Annotated in this window: 21 protein-coding genes and 1 pseudogene; 11 read left to right on the top strand and 11 right to left on the bottom strand. The window is 63.1% G+C overall.

Going from position 1 to position 24053, the window contains the following annotated elements; genetic code table 11:
• Positions 1 to 89: 89 nt before the first annotated feature.
• From BES08_RS28010 to BES08_RS27985, 6 genes are all read left to right on the top strand, one after another.
• A complete protein-coding gene (locus tag BES08_RS28010; RefSeq protein ID WP_037518337.1) occupies positions 90 to 665 on the top strand; it encodes an SRPBCC family protein in 576 nt (191 codons plus the stop codon).
• Positions 665 to 1882, top strand: a complete 1218-nt coding sequence (locus BES08_RS28005) for a zinc-dependent alcohol dehydrogenase (protein WP_008828969.1) — start codon at positions 665 to 667, stop codon at positions 1880 to 1882. The genes BES08_RS28010 and BES08_RS28005 overlap by 1 nt, the downstream gene beginning before the upstream one ends.
• Positions 1875 to 2657, top strand: coding sequence for an SDR family NAD(P)-dependent oxidoreductase (locus BES08_RS28000; RefSeq protein WP_008828968.1), 783 nt, complete (start codon positions 1875 to 1877; stop codon positions 2655 to 2657). The genes BES08_RS28005 and BES08_RS28000 overlap by 8 nt, the downstream gene beginning before the upstream one ends.
• Positions 2658 to 2718: 61 nt before the next feature.
• Positions 2719 to 3006: a hypothetical protein gene (locus tag BES08_RS27995; protein ID WP_008828967.1), complete on the top strand. Its 288-nt coding sequence runs from the start codon at positions 2719 to 2721 to the stop codon at positions 3004 to 3006.
• Between the two features lie 129 nt (positions 3007 to 3135).
• A complete protein-coding gene (locus tag BES08_RS33795; protein ID WP_008828966.1) occupies positions 3136 to 3366 on the top strand; it encodes a hypothetical protein in 231 nt (76 codons plus the stop codon).
• A gap of 646 nt (positions 3367 to 4012) precedes the next feature.
• A complete protein-coding gene (locus tag BES08_RS27985) occupies positions 4013 to 5197 on the top strand; it encodes an FAD-dependent monooxygenase (protein WP_008828965.1) in 1185 nt (394 codons plus the stop codon).
• A 408-nt stretch (positions 5198 to 5605) separates the two neighbouring features.
• Here BES08_RS27985 and BES08_RS27980 read toward each other — a convergent pair whose 3' ends face one another.
• On the bottom strand, positions 5606 to 6046 hold the full coding sequence (locus BES08_RS27980) for a DUF3597 domain-containing protein (protein ID WP_008828964.1): 441 nt from the start codon (positions 6044 to 6046) through the stop codon (positions 5606 to 5608).
• A gap of 89 nt (positions 6047 to 6135) precedes the next feature.
• On the opposite strand from BES08_RS27980, the gene BES08_RS27975 reads away from it, so the two are divergent.
• From BES08_RS27975 to BES08_RS27960, 4 genes and pseudogenes are all read left to right on the top strand, one after another.
• Positions 6136 to 6756 carry a DUF4142 domain-containing protein gene (locus tag BES08_RS27975; RefSeq protein ID WP_231958397.1) on the top strand — a complete coding sequence of 207 codons (621 nt, stop codon included), beginning with the start codon at positions 6136 to 6138 and terminating at the stop codon, positions 6754 to 6756.
• 47 nt (positions 6757 to 6803) lie between these two features.
• Positions 6804 to 7698, top strand: a pseudogene (locus tag BES08_RS27970) (SDR family oxidoreductase).
• Between the two features lie 295 nt (positions 7699 to 7993).
• Positions 7994 to 10378, top strand: coding sequence for a glycosyltransferase family 4 protein (locus BES08_RS27965; RefSeq protein ID WP_231958396.1), 2385 nt, complete (start codon positions 7994 to 7996; stop codon positions 10376 to 10378).
• Positions 10365 to 11675 (top strand): glycoside hydrolase family 130 protein, encoded by a 1311-nt coding sequence (locus BES08_RS27960; RefSeq protein ID WP_008832302.1) that lies wholly within the window; start codon positions 10365 to 10367, stop codon positions 11673 to 11675. Before BES08_RS27965 ends, BES08_RS27960 begins: the two co-directional genes overlap by 14 nt.
• A gap of 286 nt (positions 11676 to 11961) precedes the next feature.
• Here BES08_RS27960 and BES08_RS27955 read toward each other — a convergent pair whose 3' ends face one another.
• The 7 genes from BES08_RS27955 to BES08_RS27925 all read right to left on the bottom strand — a co-directional run bounded on the left by BES08_RS27955 (position 11962) and on the right by BES08_RS27925 (position 19481).
• Positions 11962 to 14289 carry a xanthine dehydrogenase family protein molybdopterin-binding subunit gene (locus BES08_RS27955; protein WP_069710002.1) on the bottom strand — a complete coding sequence of 776 codons (2328 nt, stop codon included), beginning with the start codon at positions 14287 to 14289 and terminating at the stop codon, positions 11962 to 11964.
• Complete coding sequence (locus BES08_RS27950) at positions 14286 to 15263, bottom strand: FAD binding domain-containing protein (protein WP_069710001.1); 978 nt, start codon at positions 15261 to 15263, stop codon at positions 14286 to 14288. Before BES08_RS27950 ends, BES08_RS27955 begins: the two co-directional genes overlap by 4 nt.
• Positions 15260 to 15787, bottom strand: a complete 528-nt coding sequence (locus tag BES08_RS27945; RefSeq protein ID WP_083274881.1) for a 2Fe-2S iron-sulfur cluster-binding protein — start codon at positions 15785 to 15787, stop codon at positions 15260 to 15262. The genes BES08_RS27950 and BES08_RS27945 overlap by 4 nt, the downstream gene beginning before the upstream one ends.
• Before the next feature lie 107 nt (positions 15788 to 15894).
• A complete protein-coding gene (locus tag BES08_RS27940) occupies positions 15895 to 16533 on the bottom strand; it encodes a glutathione S-transferase family protein (protein ID WP_069710000.1) in 639 nt (212 codons plus the stop codon).
• A 67-nt stretch (positions 16534 to 16600) separates the two neighbouring features.
• Positions 16601 to 18298: a thiamine pyrophosphate-binding protein gene (locus tag BES08_RS27935; protein WP_069709999.1), complete on the bottom strand. Its 1698-nt coding sequence runs from the start codon at positions 18296 to 18298 to the stop codon at positions 16601 to 16603.
• 39 nt (positions 18299 to 18337) lie between these two features.
• A complete protein-coding gene (gene budC / locus BES08_RS27930) occupies positions 18338 to 19096 on the bottom strand; it encodes a meso-2,3-butanediol dehydrogenase (protein WP_008832342.1) in 759 nt (252 codons plus the stop codon).
• A 202-nt stretch (positions 19097 to 19298) separates the two neighbouring features.
• Entirely contained in the window at positions 19299 to 19481 is a 183-nt protein-coding gene (locus BES08_RS27925) for a DUF3008 family protein (RefSeq protein ID WP_008832343.1), read from the bottom strand.
• Positions 19482 to 19716: 235 nt separating this feature from the next.
• Here BES08_RS27925 and BES08_RS27920 point away from each other — a divergent pair, with 235 nt between their 5' ends.
• Complete coding sequence (locus BES08_RS27920; RefSeq protein ID WP_008832344.1) at positions 19717 to 19884, top strand: DUF1328 family protein; 168 nt, start codon at positions 19717 to 19719, stop codon at positions 19882 to 19884.
• 466 nt (positions 19885 to 20350) lie between these two features.
• Here the strand turns inward: BES08_RS27920 and BES08_RS32295 are convergent, their stop codons facing one another.
• The 3 genes from BES08_RS32295 to BES08_RS27905 form a co-directional block, all read right to left on the bottom strand.
• Positions 20351 to 20680, bottom strand: coding sequence for a hypothetical protein (locus tag BES08_RS32295; protein ID WP_051211572.1), 330 nt, complete (start codon positions 20678 to 20680; stop codon positions 20351 to 20353).
• Positions 20681 to 20761: 81 nt separating this feature from the next.
• Positions 20762 to 21229 (bottom strand): response regulator, encoded by a 468-nt coding sequence (locus tag BES08_RS34555; protein ID WP_083274880.1) that lies wholly within the window; start codon positions 21227 to 21229, stop codon positions 20762 to 20764.
• Between the two features lie 54 nt (positions 21230 to 21283).
• Positions 21284 to 23953 (bottom strand): hybrid sensor histidine kinase/response regulator, encoded by a 2670-nt coding sequence (locus tag BES08_RS27905; protein WP_008827812.1) that lies wholly within the window; start codon positions 23951 to 23953, stop codon positions 21284 to 21286.
• Between the last annotated feature and the right edge of the window lie 100 nt (positions 23954 to 24053).

Below are 24053 nucleotides of genomic sequence, written 5' to 3'. Positions count from 1 at the left end.
GGTCTTTATGAGCGCGGCGATCGTTTCATTTGCAACAGTGGTCAGGTCCGACCGGACCACCAGCACATCCGAAAACATGGAGAGCAGGAATGGCAACCATGAACGACGACGCGCCGCCTACCACCTCAAAATTTCGCGAGACCCGCGACGCCGCCTTGCAGACACTTGCAGAAACGCGGGGTGACAGCCTGATCGGTCGGACCGTGACGATCAACCGCCCCCGCGCGGAACTCTATGCCTACTGGCGCGACTTTGCACGGCTGCCGACGTTCATGGACAACGTCGAACGGGTCGACGTGCTGTCGCCGACCCGCTCGCACTGGGTCGTCAAGGCGCCAGGCGGAAGGACGGTCGAATGGGACGCGCTCGTCACCGAGGAGAAGGAGGGCGAACTGATCGCCTGGGCCTCCACCGAAGATGCAGACGTGCCCAACAGCGGCCGCATCGAATTTCGCAACGCAGGCGATCGCGGCACCATCGTCACCGCCACGATCGTCTACGACCCGCCCGCTGGCGTGGTGGGCAGGCTCATCGCAAAGATGTTCCAGCGCGAACCGGCGATCCAGGCGCGGCGCGATCTGCGGCGCTTCAAGCAGCTTATGGAAACCGGCGAAGTCGCCACGTCGTCGCGCACCCGCGCGCAGCTTCACGAGGAGACAGCCTGATGCGCGCGCTCACCTGGCACGGCAAGCATGACGTCCGCGTCGATACGGTCGACGATCCCGAAATCCTCAACCCGCGCGACGCCATCATCAAGATCACCTCGACCGCGATCTGCGGATCGGACCTTCACCTGTACGACGGGTACATCCCCACCATGAAGGCCGGGGACATCCTCGGCCACGAGTTCATGGGCGAAGTCGTCGAGACCGGGCCGGGATCGACGCTGGTCAAGGGCCAGCGCGTCGTCGTTCCCTTCACCATCGCCTGCGGAAGCTGCTACCACTGTGGCAAGCACCAGTACTCCGCCTGCGACAACGGCAACCCGGCCGACAACCAGGACATCGGCATGGAGCTTTACGGCCAGCCGATGTCGGGCCTGTTCGGCTACAGCCATCTGACCGGCGGCTACGCCGGGGGCCAGGCGGAGTACGTGCGCGTGCCGTTCTCCGACGTCGGCCCGATCGTGGTGCCAGACGGGCTTGACGACGACGAAGTGCTGTTCCTGTCCGACATCCTGCCCACCGGCTGGCAGGCGGCCGAGAACGCCGACATCGAGCCGGGCGACACTGTCGCGGTGTGGGGCTGCGGCCCGGTCGGCCTGTTCGCGGTGCAGTCCGCCTTCCTGATGGGCGCGGCGCGGGTGATTGCCATCGACCACTTTCCCCGCCGGCTGGACCTCGCGCGCAGGTTCGGAGCCGAGATCATCAACTTCGAGGAATCGAAGACTTACGAAGCGCTGATGGCAATGACTGGCGGGATCGGTCCGGACGCCGTGATCGATGCGGTTGGGCTCGAGGCACACGGCTTCTTCGTCGACAACGTAGTCGATCAGATCAAGGCCTCGCTGATGCTTGGCACCGATCGCATCCACTCGATCCGACAGGCGATCGTCGCCTGCCGCAAGGGCGGCCGCGTCTCAATGCCCGCCGTCTACGGCGGCATTGTCGACAAGTTCCCGCTCGGCGCCTTCATGGAAAAGGGGCTGACGCTCAAGACCGGGCAGACCAGCGTACAGCACTACATGCCGGGGCTGCTCAACGCGATCGTCGAGGGCAAGATCGACACCACCTTCCTGATCTCGCACCGCATGGGCCTGGAGGACGCGCCCAAGGGCTACAAGATGTTCCACGACAACCAGGACGAAGTCACCAAGGTCGTGCTCAAGCCCGGCTTCACCGAAACCGCAGTCGCGGCAGAACAGGACACGCATCATGGCTGACAAATTCGCAATCGTCACCGGCGCCTCCACCGGTATCGGCTTCGAACTGGCGAGCATCGCCGCCGAAAACGGCTACGACCTGCTCGTCGTCGCAGATGAAGGACTGATCGAGGCGGCCGCACAGGACTTTGGGCTGCACGGCGTTTCGGTAGACGCGGTGCAGGCCGACCTGTCGACCCTGGAAGGCGTCGATACCTTGCTGGCCGCCACTGCCGGCCGCCGCATCGATCTTCTTTGCGCCAATGCGGGCCGGGGGCTCGGGCACGGTTTCCTCGAGCAGGATGTCGCCGACTGGCGCCGGGTGGTCGATACCAACATCACCGGCACCCTTTATCTGTTGCAACAGGTGCTCAAGGGAATGGTGGCGCGCGACGATGGCAAAGTGCTGATTACCGGGTCCATCGCAGGCTTCATTCCGGGCAGCTTTCAGGCGGTCTACAACGGCACCAAGGCCTTCGTGGACAGCTTTGCCGATGCGCTGCGCAACGAGATCAAGGAGGCAAAGGGCGTGACTGTCACGACACTCATGCCCGGACCAGTCGAGACCGAGTTCTTCGATCGCGCCGACATGCTCGACACTAGCGTGGGCGCGTCAGAAAGCAAGAGCGATCCGGCCGACGTCGCCCGCGACGGATGGAAAGCACTGATGAACGGCGATGCCCACATCGTCTCGGGATGGAAGAACAAGATCCAGGCGGCGGTGGCGCACGTCACCCCGGCGGCGATCCTGGCCGAGCAGCATCGCAAGATGGCGCAGCCCGGCTCCGCCGAATGACCATGCCGCGCCTCGATAGAGAGGCGCTGACCTCAGGCACTGCGAACCAAAGGATAGAGACATGAACACCACGATAGAGCGCACATTCGACAGTCGCCGCGACGCCGAACTGGCAATCGAGCGACTGGTCCAGGAATACGGCTTCGAGCGAACCGACATGTTCGTATCGTCGTCCGGCGATCAAAACAGCGCGGGCGATACGCCCAGCGGCGGCGATACCGCGACCCATCTGGAGCCGGCGCGCAACGACGCGCCGCTTTCCGAGCGCATATCCGTCTCGGTGGACGTCAACGATGACGCGCGCGCGGTCATCGTGGCTCGCGTGTTCGACGAAATCGCCCCGATCTAGGAACCTTCCGCATCCATTTGGGGACCATTCAAGAAACCACGATCATGCGCCCGCTGAACGAGCTGGAAGATCGAACGCCATCGACGCCGCGCCAACTGCCGCCGCTCCCTTCGCCCGAGCGAGCGGGAAGTGCTGTTCGACGCTGCCAGGCTGGGGCGCGGCGACATGATACCCGTCCTGATGGAGGCGGGGGCCAATATCGATGCGGTCGATGCAGCAGGTAATGACGCGGCCAGCCTCGCGCGAATGCAGCGCGACGACAGCCTGCCCGGTGGCTCACCGAGCGCCGGGAAGGGCACAATGCAGCAAAACAGTACGGGCATGGGCCCAAGTCTCGAAGAAGAGGAGCGATATTCATGAGCGATGTTTCGATAGGTCCGGGCCCGGCCTCGAACAAAAAGGCATCCGTGCAAGAGGGAGTGGACGCGCAAGCCGAGACCGATCGCGAAGGCGGCCGTGGACTTGCCGGCGCGGAAGCCAAGCCTTTTGCCAATCGCCCCCCGACCAGGGAGGCGAATCCCATTCCGTCCGCATCCAGGGAGGATGAAAGCCCGTCCGCCGCTGACGGAGCCGCGAACCTGATTTGCGCGAGACGCAACGCAGGGCGGGAATGACGAAGCAAAAGAACTGGCTTCGCGGTTCACCTGCGCCGCGGTCAGTTCAAGCGAGAGAACAGATGGCGCTGGTAAGAAACGCGCACTCCAATGCCGCGCTAGACTGCCCGAGGCGCACGAGACGCCATCCCCGGCATCTGCGCCGACCCAGGCCGGGCGCAAGAGTGCGACAGCGGCAAGCCAACTTCCATGATCAGAGCCATCGATTTGGTGACGCGGGAACTCTCAGGCGGCATGGGCAAGGCGTCCGCTGGGGCAGCGGGACGGCATTGCCCATGAGCAAGAGCACCAGTGTCATTTAAACGGCAAAGCCTGCGCCTCGGCGAGGGTTCCGGTCTCCAGGCGGGAACATCGTCACAACGGCCGGCATCCTTTCGGCGAGGAGCATAACCATGACGCGCAAGATACTGGTCACCGGCGCCAGCATCGCCGGAAACACCGTTGCCGCACTGCTCGGCCGTCGCGGCGCTGATGTCACGGTGGTCGAGCGGGCACCGGCGTTCCGGGACGGCGGTCAGAACGTTGATGTGCGCGGTGTCGGCCGCGAAGTCCTGCGCCGCCTCGGGCTTGAACAGGCTGCGCTCGGCTGTGGAACCGGTGAGCAAGGTACGGCCTGGGTCCACGAGGACGGAAGCGAAGCAGCCAGGTTCGATGCCGACGAAATCGACGGCGATGGCCCGACAGCCGAGATGGAGATCCTGCGCGGCGACCTCGCCCGGCTTCTCCACGACGCAACCGGAAACGAGGTGGCGTTTCGCTACGATGACCACATCGTCGCGATCGATGAGCAAGAGCAGATGGCGGTGGTTACCTTCGCGAGCGGCACTATCGAGCGGTACGACGCCGTAGTCATCGCGGAAGGGGTCGGCTCGACCACTCGCGATATCATCTTTGCGGACGAGAACGTGCCGCGCTGGATGAACATGATCATCGCTTACTTCACCATCCCGCGAACGCCGGACGACAACCGGATGTGGCGCTGGTTCAATGCGCCTGGCAAGCGCAGTGTTTCGCTTCGTCCCGATCATCAGGGGACGACCCGTGCGATGCTGTGCCTCTCGAAGGAGCCGGGCGGCGAACAGGAATGGGATAGCGAACGGCAAAGAGCATTCCTGCGTGATCGCTTCTCGGACGCAGGCTGGGAGACACCCCGCGTACTGGCGGCCATGCACGACGCCGACGACTTCTACTTCGACGTGCTTCGACAGGTGCGGATGCCGCGCTGGTCGAAGGGCCGCGTTGTTCTTACCGGCGACGCGGCCTGGTGCGCCACGCCGTTGGCAGGCGTCGGTACGACCCTGGCTGTTACAGGCAGCTATGTGCTGGCCGAGGAACTCACCCGCAGGGATACGGTCGCTCAGGCGTTCAGCGCCTACGAGAAGCAGATGCGGCCCATTGTCGAAGATGGCCAGCGCATCCCCAAGATCGCGCCGCGGCTCATGCATCCGAAAACCCGCCTGGGCATCAGGTTGCTGCATGGCACGCTTGGCCTGGCGAGCCTGCCGCCCATCCGCAACGCTGCGGTCAAGTTGCTGGGAGGTGAAGGGGTCGAGGTCGATCTTTCACGCTACAGCTGACATCACTGATGAACTGTTGCGGTTCTTGTGCGAAGCTCGGGCGGGGTGAAACACTGTCGGCGTTGACGGGCAGCAGGAGCGCAGCAGCAGCGTTAAGATCGTGCACCGCCGGTCTGCGAGGTAGCGTAGACGACGCGGAATAATCTTTTCCGCGCAGAGCCAGGCCCGGCAAGCGCAGGACGAACCGCCTGGCGTGTAACAAGCCTTCCGCCGAGTAACCTCGTCGATTTTTACGGCATGCGGCATCTAGCAAGGCGATACGGCGGGGCGCCAAGCCACGTACGCGGGCAGGCCGGTATGGGGCGGGGAAGCATTCACCAGATCAGGATGACTATTGCGCGCCCCACCAAGACGCGTTGAAAACGCGGCTACAGCGCGCATCGACGCCGCCGCCCCGTCCAGCCGCGCTCAACCGCGCAGGCTGTCCGGCACGATGCCGCCATTGCTGGCGAGCTTGTCCATCACCGCACGATGAAGGGCGATGTTCTGTTCCGCGGTGCCGTCCGCCCCGGCGTGGACGTCAAGCTCCTCGCCAAGCTCCTTGCGCGCCGCGAGACTTGAATCGAGATCGAGCAGCTTGAGAAGATCGACAATGGACGTGCGGTAATTGCCGCCATGGTCCGCCTTCATTGAGGCCATCGCATCAAGCACCGCGCCAACATCGACGGAAGGTTGCGCGGCAGTGACGGCGGCCGAAGGGGCAGGCTCCGGGGATGCAGGCGCCACCTGAGGCCGCGTCGGAGCAGGTGTTGAGGCCGATTTGGGCGCGCTCGCATTGGCTGCGGGATCGGCCTTTTTCTCGGTCCCGTGGTGGAAGATCTTGTTCAGGATATTTCCGAAGATGCTCATGCTCCTCTCCTAGACGACGGGTGCGGCGATAACGCGATGGTGAGACCCTCAAACGCGTCAGCACGCGGATGGTTGAGCGGAACGGCTTCATGCTGCCGATCGTTCAGCCCTTATTCCCCACCACTCAACGCGGAGCACAGATCGTGATCAGGCACAACGCACTCATGGCAGCATCCTTGGCCGTTCTCAGCCTCACCGCCTGCAACAAGAAGGACACTGAGCCCGCCACCGAAATGACCTCCACGTCGGCTGCAGATGTCATGAACGAAACCGGGACGACTTCGGCAGAGAGCCCGGCACAGGTCTTTGCCAATATCGCCGCGGCGAGCGACATGTTCGAGATCGAGACATCGAAGCTCGCAGCCGAGAAGGGCCAGTCCGCCAAGGTGAAGACTTTTGCCGAGCAAATGGTCAAGGCCCATACCGCCTCTACCAAGAAGCTGACCGCAGCCGCAGCGGCGGGCACTCCGCCCATAACCCCGGCCCCGCGCATGACTGCGGCCCAGGACGCACAGCTTGCCGACCTCCGGAGCAAAACGGGCGCCCAATTCGATGAGGCCTATGCCAAGGCACAGGTCAGCGCTCACCAAGCCGCGCTGGATACCCTCAAAGGTTACGCAGCCGGTGGCGACCAGGCATCGCTCAAGACATTCGCGACCGAACTGGTCCCGACAGTCACCGCCCATCTCAACATGGCCAAAGCCCTCTGACGAACCTCGCGCCGCCCGTGGATTTCTAATAGACCCAAGGAGCGATCATGCCCGACCGGCTGACGATGCAGGACCCCCGCACACAAAATCCCAAGCCTCCCTTTTCCGAAGCAGCCGCAGCCGCGGCCAGGCATTGCAGGCAAGCTGGAGCCTCGACCTGACCACGGCGAGGAAAGCTACATCGGCGCGGGCAAGCTCACGGGGCGCAGGGCACTTGTCACTGGTGGCGATCCCGGGATTGGCCGCGCGGCTGCTATCGCCTTTGCGCGCGAGGGCGATGACGTGGCCATCGCCTATCTGCCGAGCGAGGAGGAAGACGCGCGCGAAGTTCTCGATCTGATCGAGGCGGAGGGCCGCAAGGTCGTAGCGCTGCCCGGCGATGTAAGCGATGGGGCCTGGAGCCGTCAGCTCGTCGAGGACGCGGGGAAGGGGCTTGGCGGACTCGACATTCTTGTCATCAATGCGGACCGCCAGCAGTGGTGCGAGAACGTTGGCGAAGTTACGTCTGAGGATTTCGACAAGACGATCAAGACCAACCTCTACGCCCTGCACTGGATCACGCAGGCGGCGGTGCCCCATCTCCCGGTCGGCGCTTCGGTCATCACAACGGCGTCGGTGCAAGCCTATGAGCCATCGGACGTCCTGCTCGACTATGCGACCACCAAGGCAGGCATAGTCGCTTACACCAAAGCGTTGGCCAAGCAGCTGATGGATAAGGGAATACGGGCCAACGTGGTGGTCCAGGGACCGTTCTGGACCGTGCTTCAGGCAAGCGGCGGACAGCCTCAGGAGAAAGTTGCCCACTTCGGCGAGCACAGTCGTTTCGGTCGTCCAGGTCAGCCCGTGGAGATTGCACCGGTTTACGTCCCGCTCGCTTCGCAGGAGGGCAGCTACATTACTGGCGAGGTCTTTGGCGTGACTGGCGGCGCCGGCATCGCCTGACAATGAACTATGTCGCCCATTGATCTCCGCCAAGCAGCTTTGGACTAGGGGCCACCTCTCGATCCGCCCCATATCGGTCGCACAGCAGCCTATCTTATGCTCCAATGCCGACCCTCGGTTTCCTTCTTCCGCACAAATTAAACTGGCCGGTTACCACCGATCATTTCTTCGTTTGAAAAGGGCAGATGGCTGTCTGCCACTCTCGAGCATTGGCGCGCAGGGAAAAGGAAGTGTCCTGCCCGGCTCATCATTCCGCGTCGCCCATCAATCGGATCGTCCGATTTCGCAGCGCGGCATGAAACTGAATCGACGCCGGCGACTTCAGGAGAGGTGTTCATTTCTCGTTCAAGGTCTTCTCATGGTACGCTTGCCGTTTTTCCAAGACCCTGAGTTCGGGCGCGAAGTCGCTGACATCCATTCCATCTTCGAGGCTAGTGGCACAAAACCTCAAAAACAGATGCGCGTGGCACTTGTAGGCAATTTCGCCCCGCGTAAATGCGGTATAGCCACATTCACCACCGACGTATTTGAGAAGCTTTGCGAATTTCATCCGGAAATCGCGTTGGACGTATATCCGCTGGATGATCCGGAAAACCCTCTTGAATATACGGACGTAGCGGACACCATCGCGCGCAGCGATCCGCAGGATTATGCCCGCGTCGCCCGCCGGATCAACGAGTCCGGGGTAGACGCAGTCTGGCTTCAGCACGAGTACGGCATTTTCGGCGGGCGTGACGGCGAGATGGTCATTCAGTTCGTCGATCTGCTGGCCGCACCGTTGGTGCTTACCCTCCACACGGTGCTGGGAGAGCCTTCCGCGCGCCAGGGCCGCATCCTGCGCCATCTCGTGACCCGCGCCTCGCGTATCATGGTGATGTCGCATCACTCGCGCGACTTGCTCGAGAGTGAATACGGCGCACCGCCAGGCATTCTGGAAGTTATCGACCACGGCGCGCCAGACCGGCCATTCGGCCGCCAGGAAGAATTCAAGTCGATGCTGGGCTTGTCAGGCCGCAAGGTGCTCATGACATTCGGACTGCTTGGCCCCGGCAAGGGGCTGGAACACGCGATCCGCTCACTCCCCGCGATAGTGGCACGCCACCCCGAGGCGCTCTACCGCATCGTCGGCGCAACCCACCCGAACCTTGTTGCCGAGGAAGGCGAGGCCTATCGCGACAAGCTCATAGCCTTGGCCGAACATCTCGGTGTCGCCGATTACATCATTTGGGACAACCGCTTCCTCGACACGCCTGAATTACTCGACCAATTGGAAGCGTGTGACATTTACCTCACGCCCTATCCGGGGCTGGAGCAATCCACATCCGGAACTCTGAGCTACGCGGTGGCGCTGGGCAAGGCTGTCATCTCAACGCCCTATGTCCATGCGCGCGAACTGCTTGCGCAGGATGTCGGCCGGCTGATCCGCCCGCGCTCGAGCGAAGCCATTGCCGAAGCCGTCAATGCCCTGCTCGACGCGCCGGAAGCGATGGCCGCCATGCAACGACGTGCCTACGGCCGCGGGCGCGCCACGATCTGGCCGCAGTTCGCCGAGGCCTCCGCGCGTTTGGTCGCTCGCGCGGTCGCGCCCCAGCGGGCGGCGCCGCCAGCCACCGCCATTCCGGGGCTCGCCGCAGTGCTGGCGATGAGCGATGCGACAGGCATGCTCCAGCATTCGATCGGCGTGGTTCCAGACCGCCGCCACGGCTACTGCCTCGACGACAATGCCCGCGCGCTCATGCTGATGAACGTGGCGCAGGGTCTGTCCGCAGCGGAGCGGATGAAGTGGACGCTCGCCTATGCCGCCTTCGTGCAATCCGCCTGGAACCCCGATCTCGGGCGTTTTCGAAACTTCATGCGGTTCGACCGCAGTTGGTGTGAGGATGAAGGCTCCGAGGACTCGAATGGGCGGGCGATCTGGACACTGGGCGAGACTTATGCGTGCGCACCCGATGACGGCGTCGCTGACTGGGCGCTTCATCTCTACGACGATGTGAACAAGAACATGGCGCCACTGGGATCACCCCGAGCAATCGCTTTTGCCATGCTTGGCGCCTGCGCCGTACTGCGCCGCGATCCGGAGCACCGCGCCTCCCGCGATGCTGCCACGCGCGGCGGCGACATCCTGATGCGTCTTCTGGGCGAAGGGCGGCGGCCGGACTGGGCGTGGTTCGAAGCCGTGATCGGCTACGACAATCCGCGCCTGCCCCAGGCCCTGATCGAAGCCGGCGCACTGCTGGGGCAGGAACACTGGACCGACGCAGGACTGGAAACGCTGGAATGGATATGTGCCCAGCAGGTCTCGGCGAAGCGCCAGTTCCGGCCAATCGGCTCGGAGAGCTTCCATAAGGAGCACAATTACCTGCCTTTCGACCAGCAGCCGCTGGAAGCGCAGGCGGCGATCGAGGCTGCAGGATCGGCATGGCTAGTAACCGGCAACACATTCTGGCGCGAGCATGCGATGATGGCATGGCGGTGGTTCTTCGGCGACAATGACCGGGGTGCGATCCTTGCTGACATTGCGACGGGGCGTTGCCGGGATGGGGTAACTCCGCGCGGTGCCAACGCGAATTGCGGTGCGGAGTCGATACTGGCCTTTCAGTTGTCGCATTATGCGCTTATGGAGATTGTCCCTCTGTCCACCCCGCTCCCGCGGGAAGGAGGAATGCTTGAACCGGCCTGAAAACGTTTGGTCTGAGCCGCTTCGTATCTTCGAGACGCGTCTGCACGCCGATCCGGCGCGCGTGGTTATACGCCCCTTCCATCTCGGCTGGCAGGCGAAGAATGCGCCCGGAGGTCGGGCGCTGGCCCTGGTGGATGACATCGCCGCGCTCACCGAGGAGCGCGCTGCGCTAGAGTACGAGCGCGTGCTGCGCGACTTCAAGGAACGCCACTGGCAGACCGAAAGGATTTTCGCCTGCCGCTTCGATGAAGTGGCAAGCAACCTTGGCCTCGATCCCACCCTGTTCTCGGAAACCAAGCAGCGGCTGATCGGCTCGTATTTCTGCCATGAGTATACCTTCGCCGCAGCTGCGCTCATGAATCCGTCGATCGTCCCTTCCCCCGACCAGACAGGACTGCATGGCGGCTGCGTGCGCTTCATCATGAGCCTGCGCGCGGTGGGCGAAGGCCATATCAGCTCGATCGCCTTTCGCGAGGGTATCGCGGAATGCAGTGGCGATTTCCGACTCTGGCCGCAGGCCGCCTTCGCGACATCGGTGGAACTTGACGAGGAAGACCAGTTCGATGCCGACTGTTCGGTGTCGGTTCACCGCCACACGGAATCGAGCCTTTCCAACACGGTGATCTTCCCGATAACCGAGCAGCAGCGCGGCGGCCTGGAGGATCTGCGCCTGGTGCGCTTCGATCATGGCGGCGGCGATTTCGAATGGGTCGGTACCTACACTGCCTATTCCGGTAGTTCGATCCGGTCGGAATTGCTGCGCACCCGTGATTTCCAGCGTTTCGATCTCGAACCGATCCGGGGGGAGGCGGGCCGCAACAAGGGCATGGCGCTGTTCCCTGAGAAGATCGACGGACAATTCGCCATGGTCGGGCGGCAGGACGGCAAGAACCTGTTCCTGCTCAAATCGGACACCATCGATACGTGGGACGACGAGGGCGTGTTGCTGATGGAGCCCAAGTACCCCTGGGAGTTCATCCAGATCGGCAACTGCGGCAGCCCGATCCCGATCGATGAAGGCTGGCTGATGTTCACGCACGGAGTCGGCGCCATGCGCAAGTATGCCCTCGGCTGTGCGCTGCTCGATCGTAGCGACCCCGGCAAGGTGCTCGCTCGTACGCCCGAGCCGGTGCTCACGGCGGAAAATGCGGACCGTTCGGGTTACGTGCCCAATGTCATCTACACCTGCGGCGCGCTCAAGGTCGAGGATCGGTTGCTGATCCCCTATGGAATATCCGACAGTACCGTGGGCTTTGCGACCTGTTCGATAGGCTCCCTTCTTGCGATGATGGAATAGATTGGGGGCGGGCAACGGCGCCGATCAAGGGCCGAATTCAGGCGGTCAAGCGCGGAGCGGGTTATGCCCTCAAGAAGCGTCTGAAAAAGCGAGGCGCGGCCCAACGGATTTCACGGCCTTCGGTGATGCTTGCCACCTTCCCACGCTCGTCGCGCTGTTCGGCGTGATCAGCCTACCGGTCGACGGCGGCTGTCTATGGCTGCGTGCCTATCCGGAATATCATCCGCGCTCGAGAGCAGAAGAAGAGTTCGGAGAGGCGGGCGTTACAAAGGGTTGCTGGCCCCCATCACAGCAGCTTGTCGAGCGTGATCGGCAGGTCGCGGACCCGCTTTCCCGTCGCATTGTAGATAGCGTTAGCGACCGCTGCGGCCGTGCCGGTGATGCCGATCTCGCCGATGCCGCGTGCGCCCATTGGCGTGTGCGGGTCGGGGATGTCGGTCCAGATTACGTCGATATCGGGCACATCCATGTGGACGGGAATATGGTATTCGGACAGGCTCGGGTTCATCACCCGGCCATTGCGTTCGTCGATCTGGGTTTCCTCCATCAGCGCCAGGCCAAGGCCCATGATGATGCCCCCGCGGAACTGGCTGGTCGCGGTCTTGGGATTGAGGATGCGCCCGCAGTCGAAGGAACCGAGGAAGCGGCTGACGCGCGGTTCGCCCGTGATCGCATTGACGCGTACCTCGCAGAACATCGCCGCATGGCTGTGCATCGACCAGTGCATGAGTTCGAGCGGCGGTGGCCCTTCGCCCGTCACTTCTATGCTGTCCTGACCCGCACGGGCGAGGATCGAGGCGTATGTCTCGTGCCGCTCGGGTTCGTCACGCTTGCAAAGACCGGCATCCCGGCATGCCACGTCGTCAGGCTTGAGGCCCGCCAAGGGGGAATCATTGCCGACGATCTCCAGCAGTTCCGTGATAAGCAGGCGGTGCGCCGCGATAACGGCTGCGCCGATGGCGGCGGTTTGCTGCGATCCTCCTGCCAGCACGGTGCCCGGAAGCGTGGAATCGCCGTACTCGAAATCCACCGCCTCGATCGGCAGCCCCAGCCGTTCGGCGGTGACCTGCACTTGCGCGGTGGCGGTGCCCATGCCCATTTCGTGCGCGGCGATCCCCACGCTGGCGCCTTTCGGCGTCATGGTCAGCCGTGCAGCGCCGCCGGGTATGCGGTAGTAGGGATAAGTGCCCTTGGCGCAGCCCATGCCGATGAGCCATTCGCCTTCGCGGCGGCTGGCGGGAACCGGGCTGCGCTGCTCCCACCCGAACGCCTGCGCGCCCGCGCGCCAGGCATCGACGATGCGGCGCGAGGAGAACGGCAGGCCGTTCAGCGGATCGACCTCGGGTTCGTTGCGGATGCGCAGTTCGATGGGATCGATGCCCAGTTCCTCGGCCAGTTCATCCATGGCTGATTCCAGCGCAAATGTTCCCACCGATTCGCCCGGCGCTCGCATGAAAGTATTGGCCAGGAGGTCCAGTTCGACCGTGTGCACATCGAGTTCAATTGTCTCGGCATCATAGGCGCTGCGGGCAGCGAGGATGAACGGCTCCGGCATGACGTTCGAGGGCGTCTTGGCGGTAAGGCCCTTATGGATCAGCGCTGTCAGCTTTCCGTCCGCATCCGCGCCAAGGCTGACCTGCTGCTCCGTCAACGACCGACCGCCGACCAGTCGATAAACGCCTTCGCGCGACAGGACGAGGCGTACCGGGCGTCCGCAAAGCTGCGCGGCGGCGGCGGCAAGAACATGATGCTGCCACATGCATTTGCCGCCAAAACCCCCACCTACGTAAGGCGAGGTAACAACGATCTTGTCCTCGGGAATGCCGAACATCTGTCCGAGCGACCAGGCCGTATGGCTGACAAGCTGGGAGGCGTCGTGGATGCGCAGGACATCATCCTGCCAGGCCACCGTCACCGCGTGCAGCTCGATCGCATTGTGATTGTGGCGCGGAGTGCGATAGGTCGCATCGACGCGCACGGCTGCTGCATCCAGCGCGGCTTTCGCCTTGCCCTTCTCGTCATGCAGCGGCTGGCCCATGAACATCGCGGGCCGGGCGTCAGGGCGGGCTTCGTCGAATGCTGTTACGGCAGCCACGGCTTCATAGATCACTTCGATCAGAGAGGCGGCGTGATCGGCCTGCTCCTGCGTATCCGCCAGCACCACGGCTACGGGCTGACCGTTCCAGTGGATCTGATCGTCCTGCATCACTGGAAGGCTGTCCCCGCCCGCCGCCTTGGGGTTTGACATGAACGCAGGCGGCGGCGAGAGGCGGGGCGCATTGCGGTAGGTCATCACCTCGACCACGCCGTCGGCGGCCAGCGCGCGAGCGGTGTCGAGGCGGGCGATGCGGCCCTTGGCGATGGTGCTGAAAGCAATGGCGGCAAAGACCATGCCCTCCATCGGAAACTCTGCCGCGAACCGGGCCGTGCCCGAGACCTTGAGCGGGCCGTCAATCCTCGATACCGCGCGCCCCAGATGCCCATGCTGGTGGCCGATCAGCGGATCGGGCACACCGCCCGGCACCCAGTTGTCCGGCGCCAAGGCGACGGCCTTCGCCATCAGGCCCTGCGCCATGCCCTGTACGAGGCCCTTGGCGTCCTTGGCGATGTTCATGCCGGGTCTCCCGTCAGTTCCTCAAGCACGGCGACGAGGGTGCGGCGGGCGAGTTCTATCTTGAAGCCGTTATGCCGCAGCGCGCGGGCCTGGCTCAATTCGGCATCGGCCGCTGTTGCGAAGGCGACCTGGCCGACAGGCCCGCCCCGCAGGACGTCCTCGGCGCGCCGTGCGCGCCAGGGGCGATGCGCAACGCCGCCGAGGGCCAGGCGAACATCGCGGATATGCCCGTCCTCGACGGTGATCGCGCCTGCGACCGAAACCAGCGCGAAGGCGTAGCTCGAACGGTCCCGTACCTTGCGGTACGTCGAACGGCGGAGGGCAGGTGGCAGTTCGATCGCGGTGATCAATTCACCCTGATCCAGCACGGTCTCGATATCGGGTCGATCGCCTGGCAGTCGGTGCAGGTCGGCCAGCGGGATTTGCCGTTCGCCTTTGGATGTGCGCGTGTGGACGACGGCATCAAGTGACGCCAGCGCAACCGCCATGTCCGAGGGGTGTACGGCGATACAGGCGTCCGAAGCTCCAAGGATCGCATGGTTGCGATTGAAGCCCTCGAGCGCGTCGCAGCCCTGTCCGACGTGGCGCTTGTTGCAGCGCGATCCGCTCTCGTCGTAGAAATAGGCGCAGCGCGTGCGCTGGAGCAGATTGCCGCCCGCTGTCGCCATGTTGCGAATCTGGGCGCTGGCACCGGCAAGGATGGCGCGGGAAAGAACGGGGTAGCGCTGCCTGACGAGCGGATGCGCCGCAATCGCGGTGTTGCGTGTCCCCGCTCCGATCATCAGGCCGGCGTTCGCAGTTTCCTCGATACCGACGGCAAGGCCGGATACGTCCACCAGCTCTTCGGGACGCTCGATCGTCTCGCGCATCAGATCAACGAGATTGGTGCCGCCTCCCAGATAACGCGCTCCGGTCCCGGCCTGGAGCACGGCGTCGCTGGCATCGGCAGCGCGTGCGTAACGCAGAGGTGTCATTGCGCTGCCTCCGTTTCCGGCATCGGTGACGGCGCAAACGTTGCCGCGATGGCATCGATGATTCCGTTATGCGCGCCGCAGCGGCACAGGTTGCCGCTCATTCGCTCGCGGACTTCCTCGGCGCTGAACGGCATTGTTGGGGCGTCGAGGTCATCCGTAACGTGGCTGGGGACACCGCGCTGCAGTTCGTCCGCCATGCCGATCGCCGAACAGATTTGGCCTGGGGTGCAGTAGCCGCACTGGAAGCCATCGTGTTCGATGAAGGCCTGTTGCAGTGGATGCAGCTCGGTGGCTGAACCGACGCCTTCGATCGTCACGATGGAGCGCCCGTCGTATTGTACCGCCAGCGCAAGGCACGACAGGATGCGTTCCCCGTCCGCCAGAACCGTGCAGGCGCCGCAGGCGCCCTGATCGCAGCCCTTCTTCGTCCCGTGCAGGTGAAGGCGATCGCGCAGAAAATCCAGCAGGGACACGCGGGGGTCGAATGGGAGCTCGGCGGGCGCTCCATTAACGAGAATGCTCATCGCAGAAACCTCCTGATGCCGGATGTGGCTGATGGTCGGAGAATGCGCCTGTGTGTAACGCAGCCGGTGGCTCCGCGTGCCGGCAGCGCGGTATTGCGGTGTCGTCGTCAGGCAAAGCGATAGGGGCCGCCGCGTTCGAGCGCGGCCCGATACGCGGGCCGCGCGTGGATCTTGTCGAGCCAGGCGATCGTCGCAGGACGCCCCACTTCCAGTCCTCCTCGATCCCGGGCCGCTTCGAGCGGGAAGCTCATCATGATATCGGCGGCGGTGAATGTATCGCCTGCGAACCACGGTCGGAAAGCCAGTTCATGCTCGACGAAATCGAGATGGACATCGATCATCGGCTGCAACTTCTTCTGCGCTGTCTTGCCCACCAGCGGGATGCGTCCCAGCACCAGATCGATCAGCAGCGGCGGCATGAGCGAGCCTTCCGCATAATGGAGGAAGTGGCGGTAGAGCAGTGCCGCGTCGTCGCCATAGGGCTTACCCAGGCGTCCATCGGCCTTGCTTGTGAGGTATTCGATGATGGCGCCGGTTTCGGCGATGATCCGTTCGGACCCGGAGTGATCGCGATCGACGATTACCGGCGACTTGCCGAGCGGATGAATGCGCCTCAGTTCGGGCGGCGCCAGCATCGTCTTGGGATCGCGTTCGTAGCGCTTGACCTCATAGGGCAGGCCGAACTCTTCCAGCAGCCACAGGACGCGCTGCGAACGCGAGTATTCCAGATGGTGGACGACGATCATCGATGCATGGCTCTCCGTCGATTACGCGTACGGTGCCAACGGACTTCGGGCGGCAAGGTTGCGGCCCTCAGCCCCGCCGCGTCAGAGCGCCGAATGCCTGCTTCACCTTGGAAATCCCGAAACGAAGCGCCTGACCGGGATCGATATGCGGCATGGCGGGAATCTCATCAGGATTGACGACGGCATGGAGGATCGCTGGCCCGGGTTCGGCCAGCCATGCATCCACGGCGGCGGTCAGTTCGTGCGGCGTTCTGGCCGTGAACCCGCGCGCGCCGCAGGCCTGCGCGAATGTGGCGAAGTCGAGGTTGGGGAACGAGGCTCCCTCGCTCGGCGGAACTCCGGCGCCTTCCATCTCCAGATGAACAAGGCCCCAGGTGCTGTTGTCGTAGACCACCACCTTGACCGGCAGCTTGTGTTCCACTGCGGTCATGAATTCGCCCAGCAGCATCGTGAAACCGCCATCCCCCGCGTGAAGGATCACCTGCCGCGCGGTATCGAGCGCCTGGACGCCGTTGGCTATGCCTATGCCGGTGCCGACGGCGGCATTGTTGAACGAGCCGGTGATCTGCTGGCGCCCGCTCTGGCGCAGCCAGTTCGCCGCCCACAGCGTGACCTCGCCGGTATCCGTTACCCACACCGCGTCCTCGGCGGCACGATCGCTGACCGCGCGGGCGACGGCCTGCGGGTGAAGCATGTCGGGCGATCGATCGAGCGCGGCCTTTTCGTCCAGCATCGCGTCCCACTTCGCGCGGTCGGCATTCACCGCATCGAGAAAGGCGGTGTCGCCTCGCTGCGGCAGGGCGTCGAGCAGCATGCGCAAGGCCGGGCGCACCGATCCGACGATGCCGAGGGCAACCGGGGTGCGGCGACCCAGCGCGAAGGCGCGTTCGTCGATCTGCACCACACGCGTCTTGGTGGGGAGGAACTCGGAATAGGGGTAGTCGGTCCCTAGCATCAGCATGAGGTCCGCCTGGTGCAGGGCATCGACGCCGGGCCGCCCGCCGATCAGGCCGATGCCGCCGATCCAGCGCGGATCGTCGTAAGGCAGGATGTCCTTGCCGCGATAGGTATGCATCAGCGGTGCATTCAGGCGGTCCGAGAGCGCTTTCAGCTCCTCCGCAGCGGCGTGACAGCCAAAGCCGCATAGGACGGCCACGGTCTTCGCCTCGCCGATCATCTGCGCCAAAGCGGCGATGTCGGCCGCTGCCGGTGCGACTTCGGGCCGGGGGCGCAGGGTGGCGATGCTCGGCACCGGGCCGGGAACTTTCGCGGCGAAGACCTCGGGCGGGATCGAGATATGCGCGACGCCGCGCTCGCCATACGCATGCGCGATCGCCTGTTGAATGACCGCTGCCGCCTGATCCGGCGAGGCGATGATCTCGCTGTAGACGCCGACGTCGCGGAACAGCGCGACCGGATCGTCCTCCTGCAGGTAGTCACTGCCTCGCTTGGCCGCGGCGACGCCGCCCGAGATGGCAAGGACCGGCGCGTGGTCCTTGCGGGCCTCGTAAAGCCCGGCGACGAGGTGGTTCGCGCCTGGGCCGGTGGTGCCGCAGCATACGCCAAGGCGTCCGGTGACTTTGGCTTGCCCTGCGGCGGCGAGCGCGGCGCCTTCCTCATGGCGCACGCCGATCCAGCGGACCTTGTCCTGGCGGCGGATCGCGTCCGTGAACGGATTGAGCGCATCGCCGACGATGCCGAAGACCTGACGGGCGCCGATCTCGTCAAGCGTGGCGACAAGCAGTTCGGCTACGGTAAGGGACATGGGTATACTCCTGCGGATAACGGGAAAGCTGTGCGCGGATCAGGCAGGCTGGCCGTTGGAGGCGGAGATCCCCGCATCGACGGCGAGGATCGCGCCCGTCACCAGCGCCGCATCTTCGGATGCGAGGAAGGCGACGGGGCCAGCGATGTCCTCTGCCCTGGCGTGCTTGCCCAGCGCCGAGCGTTCGTGGAATTTCGCGATCAGCGCTTCTTCGTCCAGCATGTCCCTGGTCAGCTCGCTTTCGGTGAGGGCGGGAGCGACGGCATTGACGCGGATGCCGAACTTGCCAAGGTCGAGCGCCAGTGCGCGGGTGAAGTTGACCACCGCGCCCTTGGCGGCGTTGTAGGCAGTCATGTTCCAGTCGCCGCCGGTGCCCGACACCGAAGCGGTGTGAACAATACAGCCCTTGCTGGCCTTCAGGTGAGGCAGGGCCAGCTGCGCGCAGTGAAACAAGCCATCGATGTCGATCGCCATTGTCTGGCGCCAGTCTTCGGGCGTGGTGTCTTCGAAGGATTTCATCACCGCGATGCCGGCATTGGAGTGCAGCACGTCGATGCCTGCGAACTTCGCGATGGTTTTCTCGACCATACGTGCAACGTCATCGCGCGAGGACACGTCGGCGACGCATACGAGGGTGCGGGAAGGATCGAAATCGGCAGCGACCGCCTCAAGCTTTTCGCGGGTTCGGGCAACGAGCGTTACATTCGCACCTTCCTGCGCAAATCGGCGGGCGCAGGCGGCGCCGATACCCGAGCTGGAGCCGGTGACAATAACGGTCTTGCCGCTGAAACGGTTCATGATGGAGCTGTCCTTGTTGCAGGGCGCTTCGCTGCTTCAGCGGTGCGCACGCATCGGAAAAGGGCGGCGCGAGTGGGCGCAGCCCCCGGGAGGATCGGCCGATGTCCGGGAAAAACATCGCCAATGTCCATCTTCCAACCTTCACACGAGCCGTGTGGTTCCTTGCATTGATCGGACGAGGTGTTGCGCCGACCGGAACTCCTCAGTCCTTGTGTTCAGGCAGCCCTTTGCGCTTGGTGGAGGCAAGATCCTCAAGCTGCTCCTCGCTCATGGATTTCACCATATCCTTTGAGGCTCCTTTCAAATGCGACCTGGGCGTTTCGCCGCGCTTGGCGGACAGCGCCGCCCCGGCGGCCTTTTGCTGCACTTTGGATTTTGCGGGCATGATCGGTCTCCTTCACTCCCAACGCAACGCACGCCGGTGCAGTTTGGTCTCGCCGAAGCCTTGACGACAAAAGCGGCATTTCTGAAAATTCGCGGGGGGGGGGGGCGACCTCACGACTAAATCCTTTGGGTCGCATTGCGAGGGATGCACTTGGAACATTGATAATGTCTGCAGGTTCTGAGGTTCGAGCTCGTCGGAAGGATCGATGTAGCGCTTCAAAAATGGGAGACGCCTGATGTTTCGCTGGGCAATTATTTTCGCCGTGGTCGCAGTCCTGGCTGCGCTTCTGGGTTTCGGGGGAGTCGCCGGCCTTTCCGCAGGCCTTGCCAAGATCTTCTTGATCGTGGCGCTCGTCGTTCTCGTTCTGGGGTATCTGTTCGGACGCGGTACCAGGGCTCCCTGATTTCGTCCCAAATCCTGTAACAGGTTGCGCCCCAAAGGCCTCCATTCGGGGCAGGGGCGCAAACAGTTTGCATGGCCTTCCCTCGCGAATCTCGAATTTTGTACTGGCATGGAAAGGTTCAATCCGAGCTCGGGCACAAGACCATCACATACCGCTTGTTGGTTAGGTAATTTCGTCAATAAAGGCGGGGCACCACGATAAATAGACCGACTGCCGGCCTCCTTCTTTTATTGTCCGCGTGTCAGGCCATGCCTCAAGATGCGAGCATCACGCTTCTGCGGATCGAGCACACGAGAAAGTTTAACGTCGCAATAGTCGCCGGGTACGAGCGCGGACCGTTAATCGGTCAACTTGTCCAGGAGATCGAACATGCCTCCGACGCGCACGCCGAGCGATCGCGCAGCGGCCGTACAAGAGCTGGGGCCAGCTGACAGCAACACCAATCCTGGCTTTCAGACGGCTTCGTTCACTTGTTTTGGTCATCCTTGCGGGTACGAGCCCCGAAGCCGATCTGCTCGCGGACCTCGTCGAGGGGTGTTCCAGGTTGAATGAGCAGCCATGTACCGGGATGCGACGCGCCAATTGTAACAACTGCGCCCTTGGGACAAAGTTTGAGGCACTTGGTTTCGATCGCCAGGATTTGCGCTTTCCTACCCTTCTTCCCCCCGTTTGCTTCATTCAGCATCTTGGCAAGCGCTGTCTTGCCTTTCTGCCCAAAGCCGCCACCGACCTTTTTTGAGCATCTTCCACAAATCAGGGCGATACATCGGGTTCTGGAGGAGACTTGGCGCAGCATGATTATGATCTATGAACCAGTGGCGAGAAATCAACTCGGCATTCAGGGGCGGGGGGGAGTGCTTTGGTATAGGTCAGCGCGTCAGCATTCAGCAGTGTGAATGGCGTTTAGCAGCTCCGCTCCCGAATAGGGCTTTGCAAGGAACTGCGCACCCGTCGGAAGCAGGCTTTCGTCCGGCTCGCATCGGCCTGTCGTGATGATGATATCAAGACCAAGTCCGCTCGCATGAACCCTGCGTGCCAGATCGAGGCCATTGAAATCACCAGGCAGGTCGACATCGGTGAAGAGGATCGCAATATCGTCGTGATCAGCGAGAATACGAAGCGCCTGATGCGCGTCGGCGGCACAGAGCGGGATCAGCCCGGCGTCCATTACCATATCCTCGGCCATCATTCGGATGAGAGGTTCATCCTCGACGATGAGGACTATGCATGGCGCCTCGTGAATGCGTTGCCCCAACCTGTGAGTTTCCGTTCTGCGTTCGCCCCTACAATGCTTGCCGGGGTCGGATACTGAATGAAGACGCACGTGTGCTACCGGTTCCCGCATGGCCTGGGCAATGCGGCAGACCGAAGACATCAGCCCATTCTTCCGTTTGGGGCCCTAACTCAGTCTGGAACCGGTTGACGGCGCCGGCGACCGGATTGCATCTTCCATAGCCTGGGTCAGTTCTCCGCTTCCGTAGGGTTTTGCGAGGAAGATCGCGCCATCGATGTCACCAGCCCGGGAGGTATCTCCTGAGGCAAAGACGATGCGAATTGATGGGCGAAGGTCCCTGGCGCGGCTGGCAAGATCGATGCCCGAGCTTCCCGGCAGATTTATGTCGCTGACAAGGATGTCGATCGGCGCGGTCTGCAAGGCTGACATCGCATCTTCCGCACTTCCCGCCTCCACAACCACGTAGCCGGCGTCCTCGAGCATCTCGCCGGTATTGAACCGGATCAACGGATCGTCCTCGACGAGCAGGACCGTGCGCGGTCCGCGGGCACGGGCGCCGTCGACGACCTGCTGGTCATGGGCCGGACGCCCTTCAGTGTGCCCTGGATGCTCGGCGCCGGCTCGTTGACGCTGGTTCGCGATCACGTGGCGCAGCCTTCGGGCCAGTGCTTCGCGTGTATAGGGCTTGGAGAGCAATTCCACCCCGGCATCGAGCTTGCCACCGTGGACGATCGAATTTTCGGTATATCCCGATGTGAACAGCACGGCGATGCAAGGCAGTCGTTCTCGCGCCTTGCGTGCCAGCTCCGGACTTTTGAGGGTGCCGGGCATGACGACGTCGGTGAACAACAGGTCGATTGGTACGCCGCTTTCGATCACGATCAGCGCGGCCCCCGCATCGGGCGCCTTCAGGACGCGGTAGCCAAGATCGGTCAGCATCTCGACAACGGTGGCGCGAACCTCTTCGTCATCCTCGACCACCAGAACGGTTTCGGTGCCGCCGACGATCGGCCCATTGTCGACCTGGACCTCGATATCTTCGCTCTCCATCGACCGGGGAAGGTACAGCTTTATGGTCGTGCCTTCGCCCGGCTCCGAATAAATCTTAATGTGTCCGCCGGATTGCTTGACGAAGCCGTACACCATCGAGAGGCCGAGGCCTGACCCCTTGCCTTCGCCCTTGGTCGAGAAGAATGGCTCAAAAACCTTGTCGATGATCTCGCGCGACATCCCTGTCCCTGTGTCGCTTACCGCCAGCATCACGTACTGGCCAGGCGTCACTTCATCGTGCGTGAGTGCATATTCGGTGTCGAGATGGGCGTTCCCGACTTCGATGGTCAGGCGCCCCTGGCCATCCATCGCATCGCGCGAGTTGATCGCCAGATTGAGGATGGCGTTCTCGACCTGGACCGGATCGATATAAGTATTCCACAAACCACCGCCAACGATGGTCTCCAGTTGGATGCCTTCACCGATTGCGCGGCGCAGCATGTCGTCCATGCCGCGCACGAAGCGGCTGACATTCACCACTTTGGGTTCGAGAGCCTGCCTGCGACCGAAGGCAAGAAGCTGGCTGGCGAGCTTCGAGCCTCGGGTGACCCCTGCCAAGGCATTGGTCAGTCTGGCTTCGGCGCGCTCGTTCCCCGAGACGTCCTTCGCGAGTAACTGGAGGTTGCCGGAGATCACCTGAAGCAGATTGTTGAAATCATGCGCAACGCCTCCGGTTAGCTTGCCGACGGTTTCCATCTTCTGCGCCTGGGCCAGCTTGACTTCTGCCTGACGTCGCTCGTCGATCTCGGCGATCACCCGGGCCTCAAGCGTCGCATTGAGCTCGCGCAGTGTTTCTTCCGCAGCGCGCTGGTGGGTGATGTCCGAATGGACCCCGACCCATTCGATGATCGTGTCACCCTCGTCAAGAACGGGGAGTCCGCGAATGGCGAAGGTGCGCCATTCCCCATCATGGCGGCGTACGCGATGCTCATGGACGAACATGGCCTTGGCCGCCACGGCGGCGTTCCATGCCACGATCGTCGGTTCGCGATCATCTGGGTGGACAGCCTGCGCCCAGCCGTAGTCCTGATACTCCTCAAGGCACTGGCCGGTCAGGGCAGCCCATGCAGGTTGTTCGCCCAGCATTCGGCCGTCGGCGCTGTTGGTCCACAGGACACCGTGCATGGCCTCCATCGCAGTGCGGAAACGCTTGTTGCTGGCGGCCACGTCCGCCTCAAGGGCGATCCGCGCAGAATTGTCTATGCAGGTGCACATCACCCCGCCGATACTGCCATCGGCTTCATAGACTGGGGTGTAGAACAAATCGAACGTCACGGGCTCAGCGTAACCGTTACGCTCCAGGACCAGGATCTGATCGCGATAGGACCGTAATTCGCCGCGCATTCCGGCGGCCAACATCTCACGGTTCCAGTCCCAGATCTCAGGCCAGATCCCGGGCACTGTACCGCCAAGCGCCTGGGGATGATTGGGGCCTGCAACGATGGAATAGGCATCGTTGTAAAGCATCACGTGCTCTGGCCCCCACATCAGCACCTTGGCGACAGGAGAGTTCACGATATTGGCAACGGTCGCGCGCAGTTCCAGTGACCAACTCCCAATCGGACCGAGCGGATTGGCGGACCAGTCAAGTTCGCGAATACGGCGCCCGCATTCGCCTCCTCCGTAGGGCCAGCCGGCAGTCGCTTCTGTCCTCGCAGAGAGTTGACCCAGCACACTTTCGATAAGTGCGGCTTCATCGGAAAATCCGCCGTCACGCGTGAGCGAGGCAAGCCGCGCGGCAAGGTCAGCGGGCAGGGAAAGGGTTTGAGCAGCGTGTTCGGACATGCGCTCTCGTCTTCCCGGTTAACCCTCATGTCAAGCAGCCGCAGCCGCGGCGTGCGACGAAATGCCTGGCCTAGATAACACGCGATCAGACAAGGGGTAA

Origin of the sequence: Novosphingobium resinovorum (genome assembly GCF_001742225.1) — a bacterium.
GTDB lineage: Bacteria > Pseudomonadota > Alphaproteobacteria > Sphingomonadales > Sphingomonadaceae > Novosphingobium > Novosphingobium resinovorum_A.
Note: the sequence above shows the minus strand (reverse complement) of the source record. Positions and strands in the feature narration are given on the sequence as shown.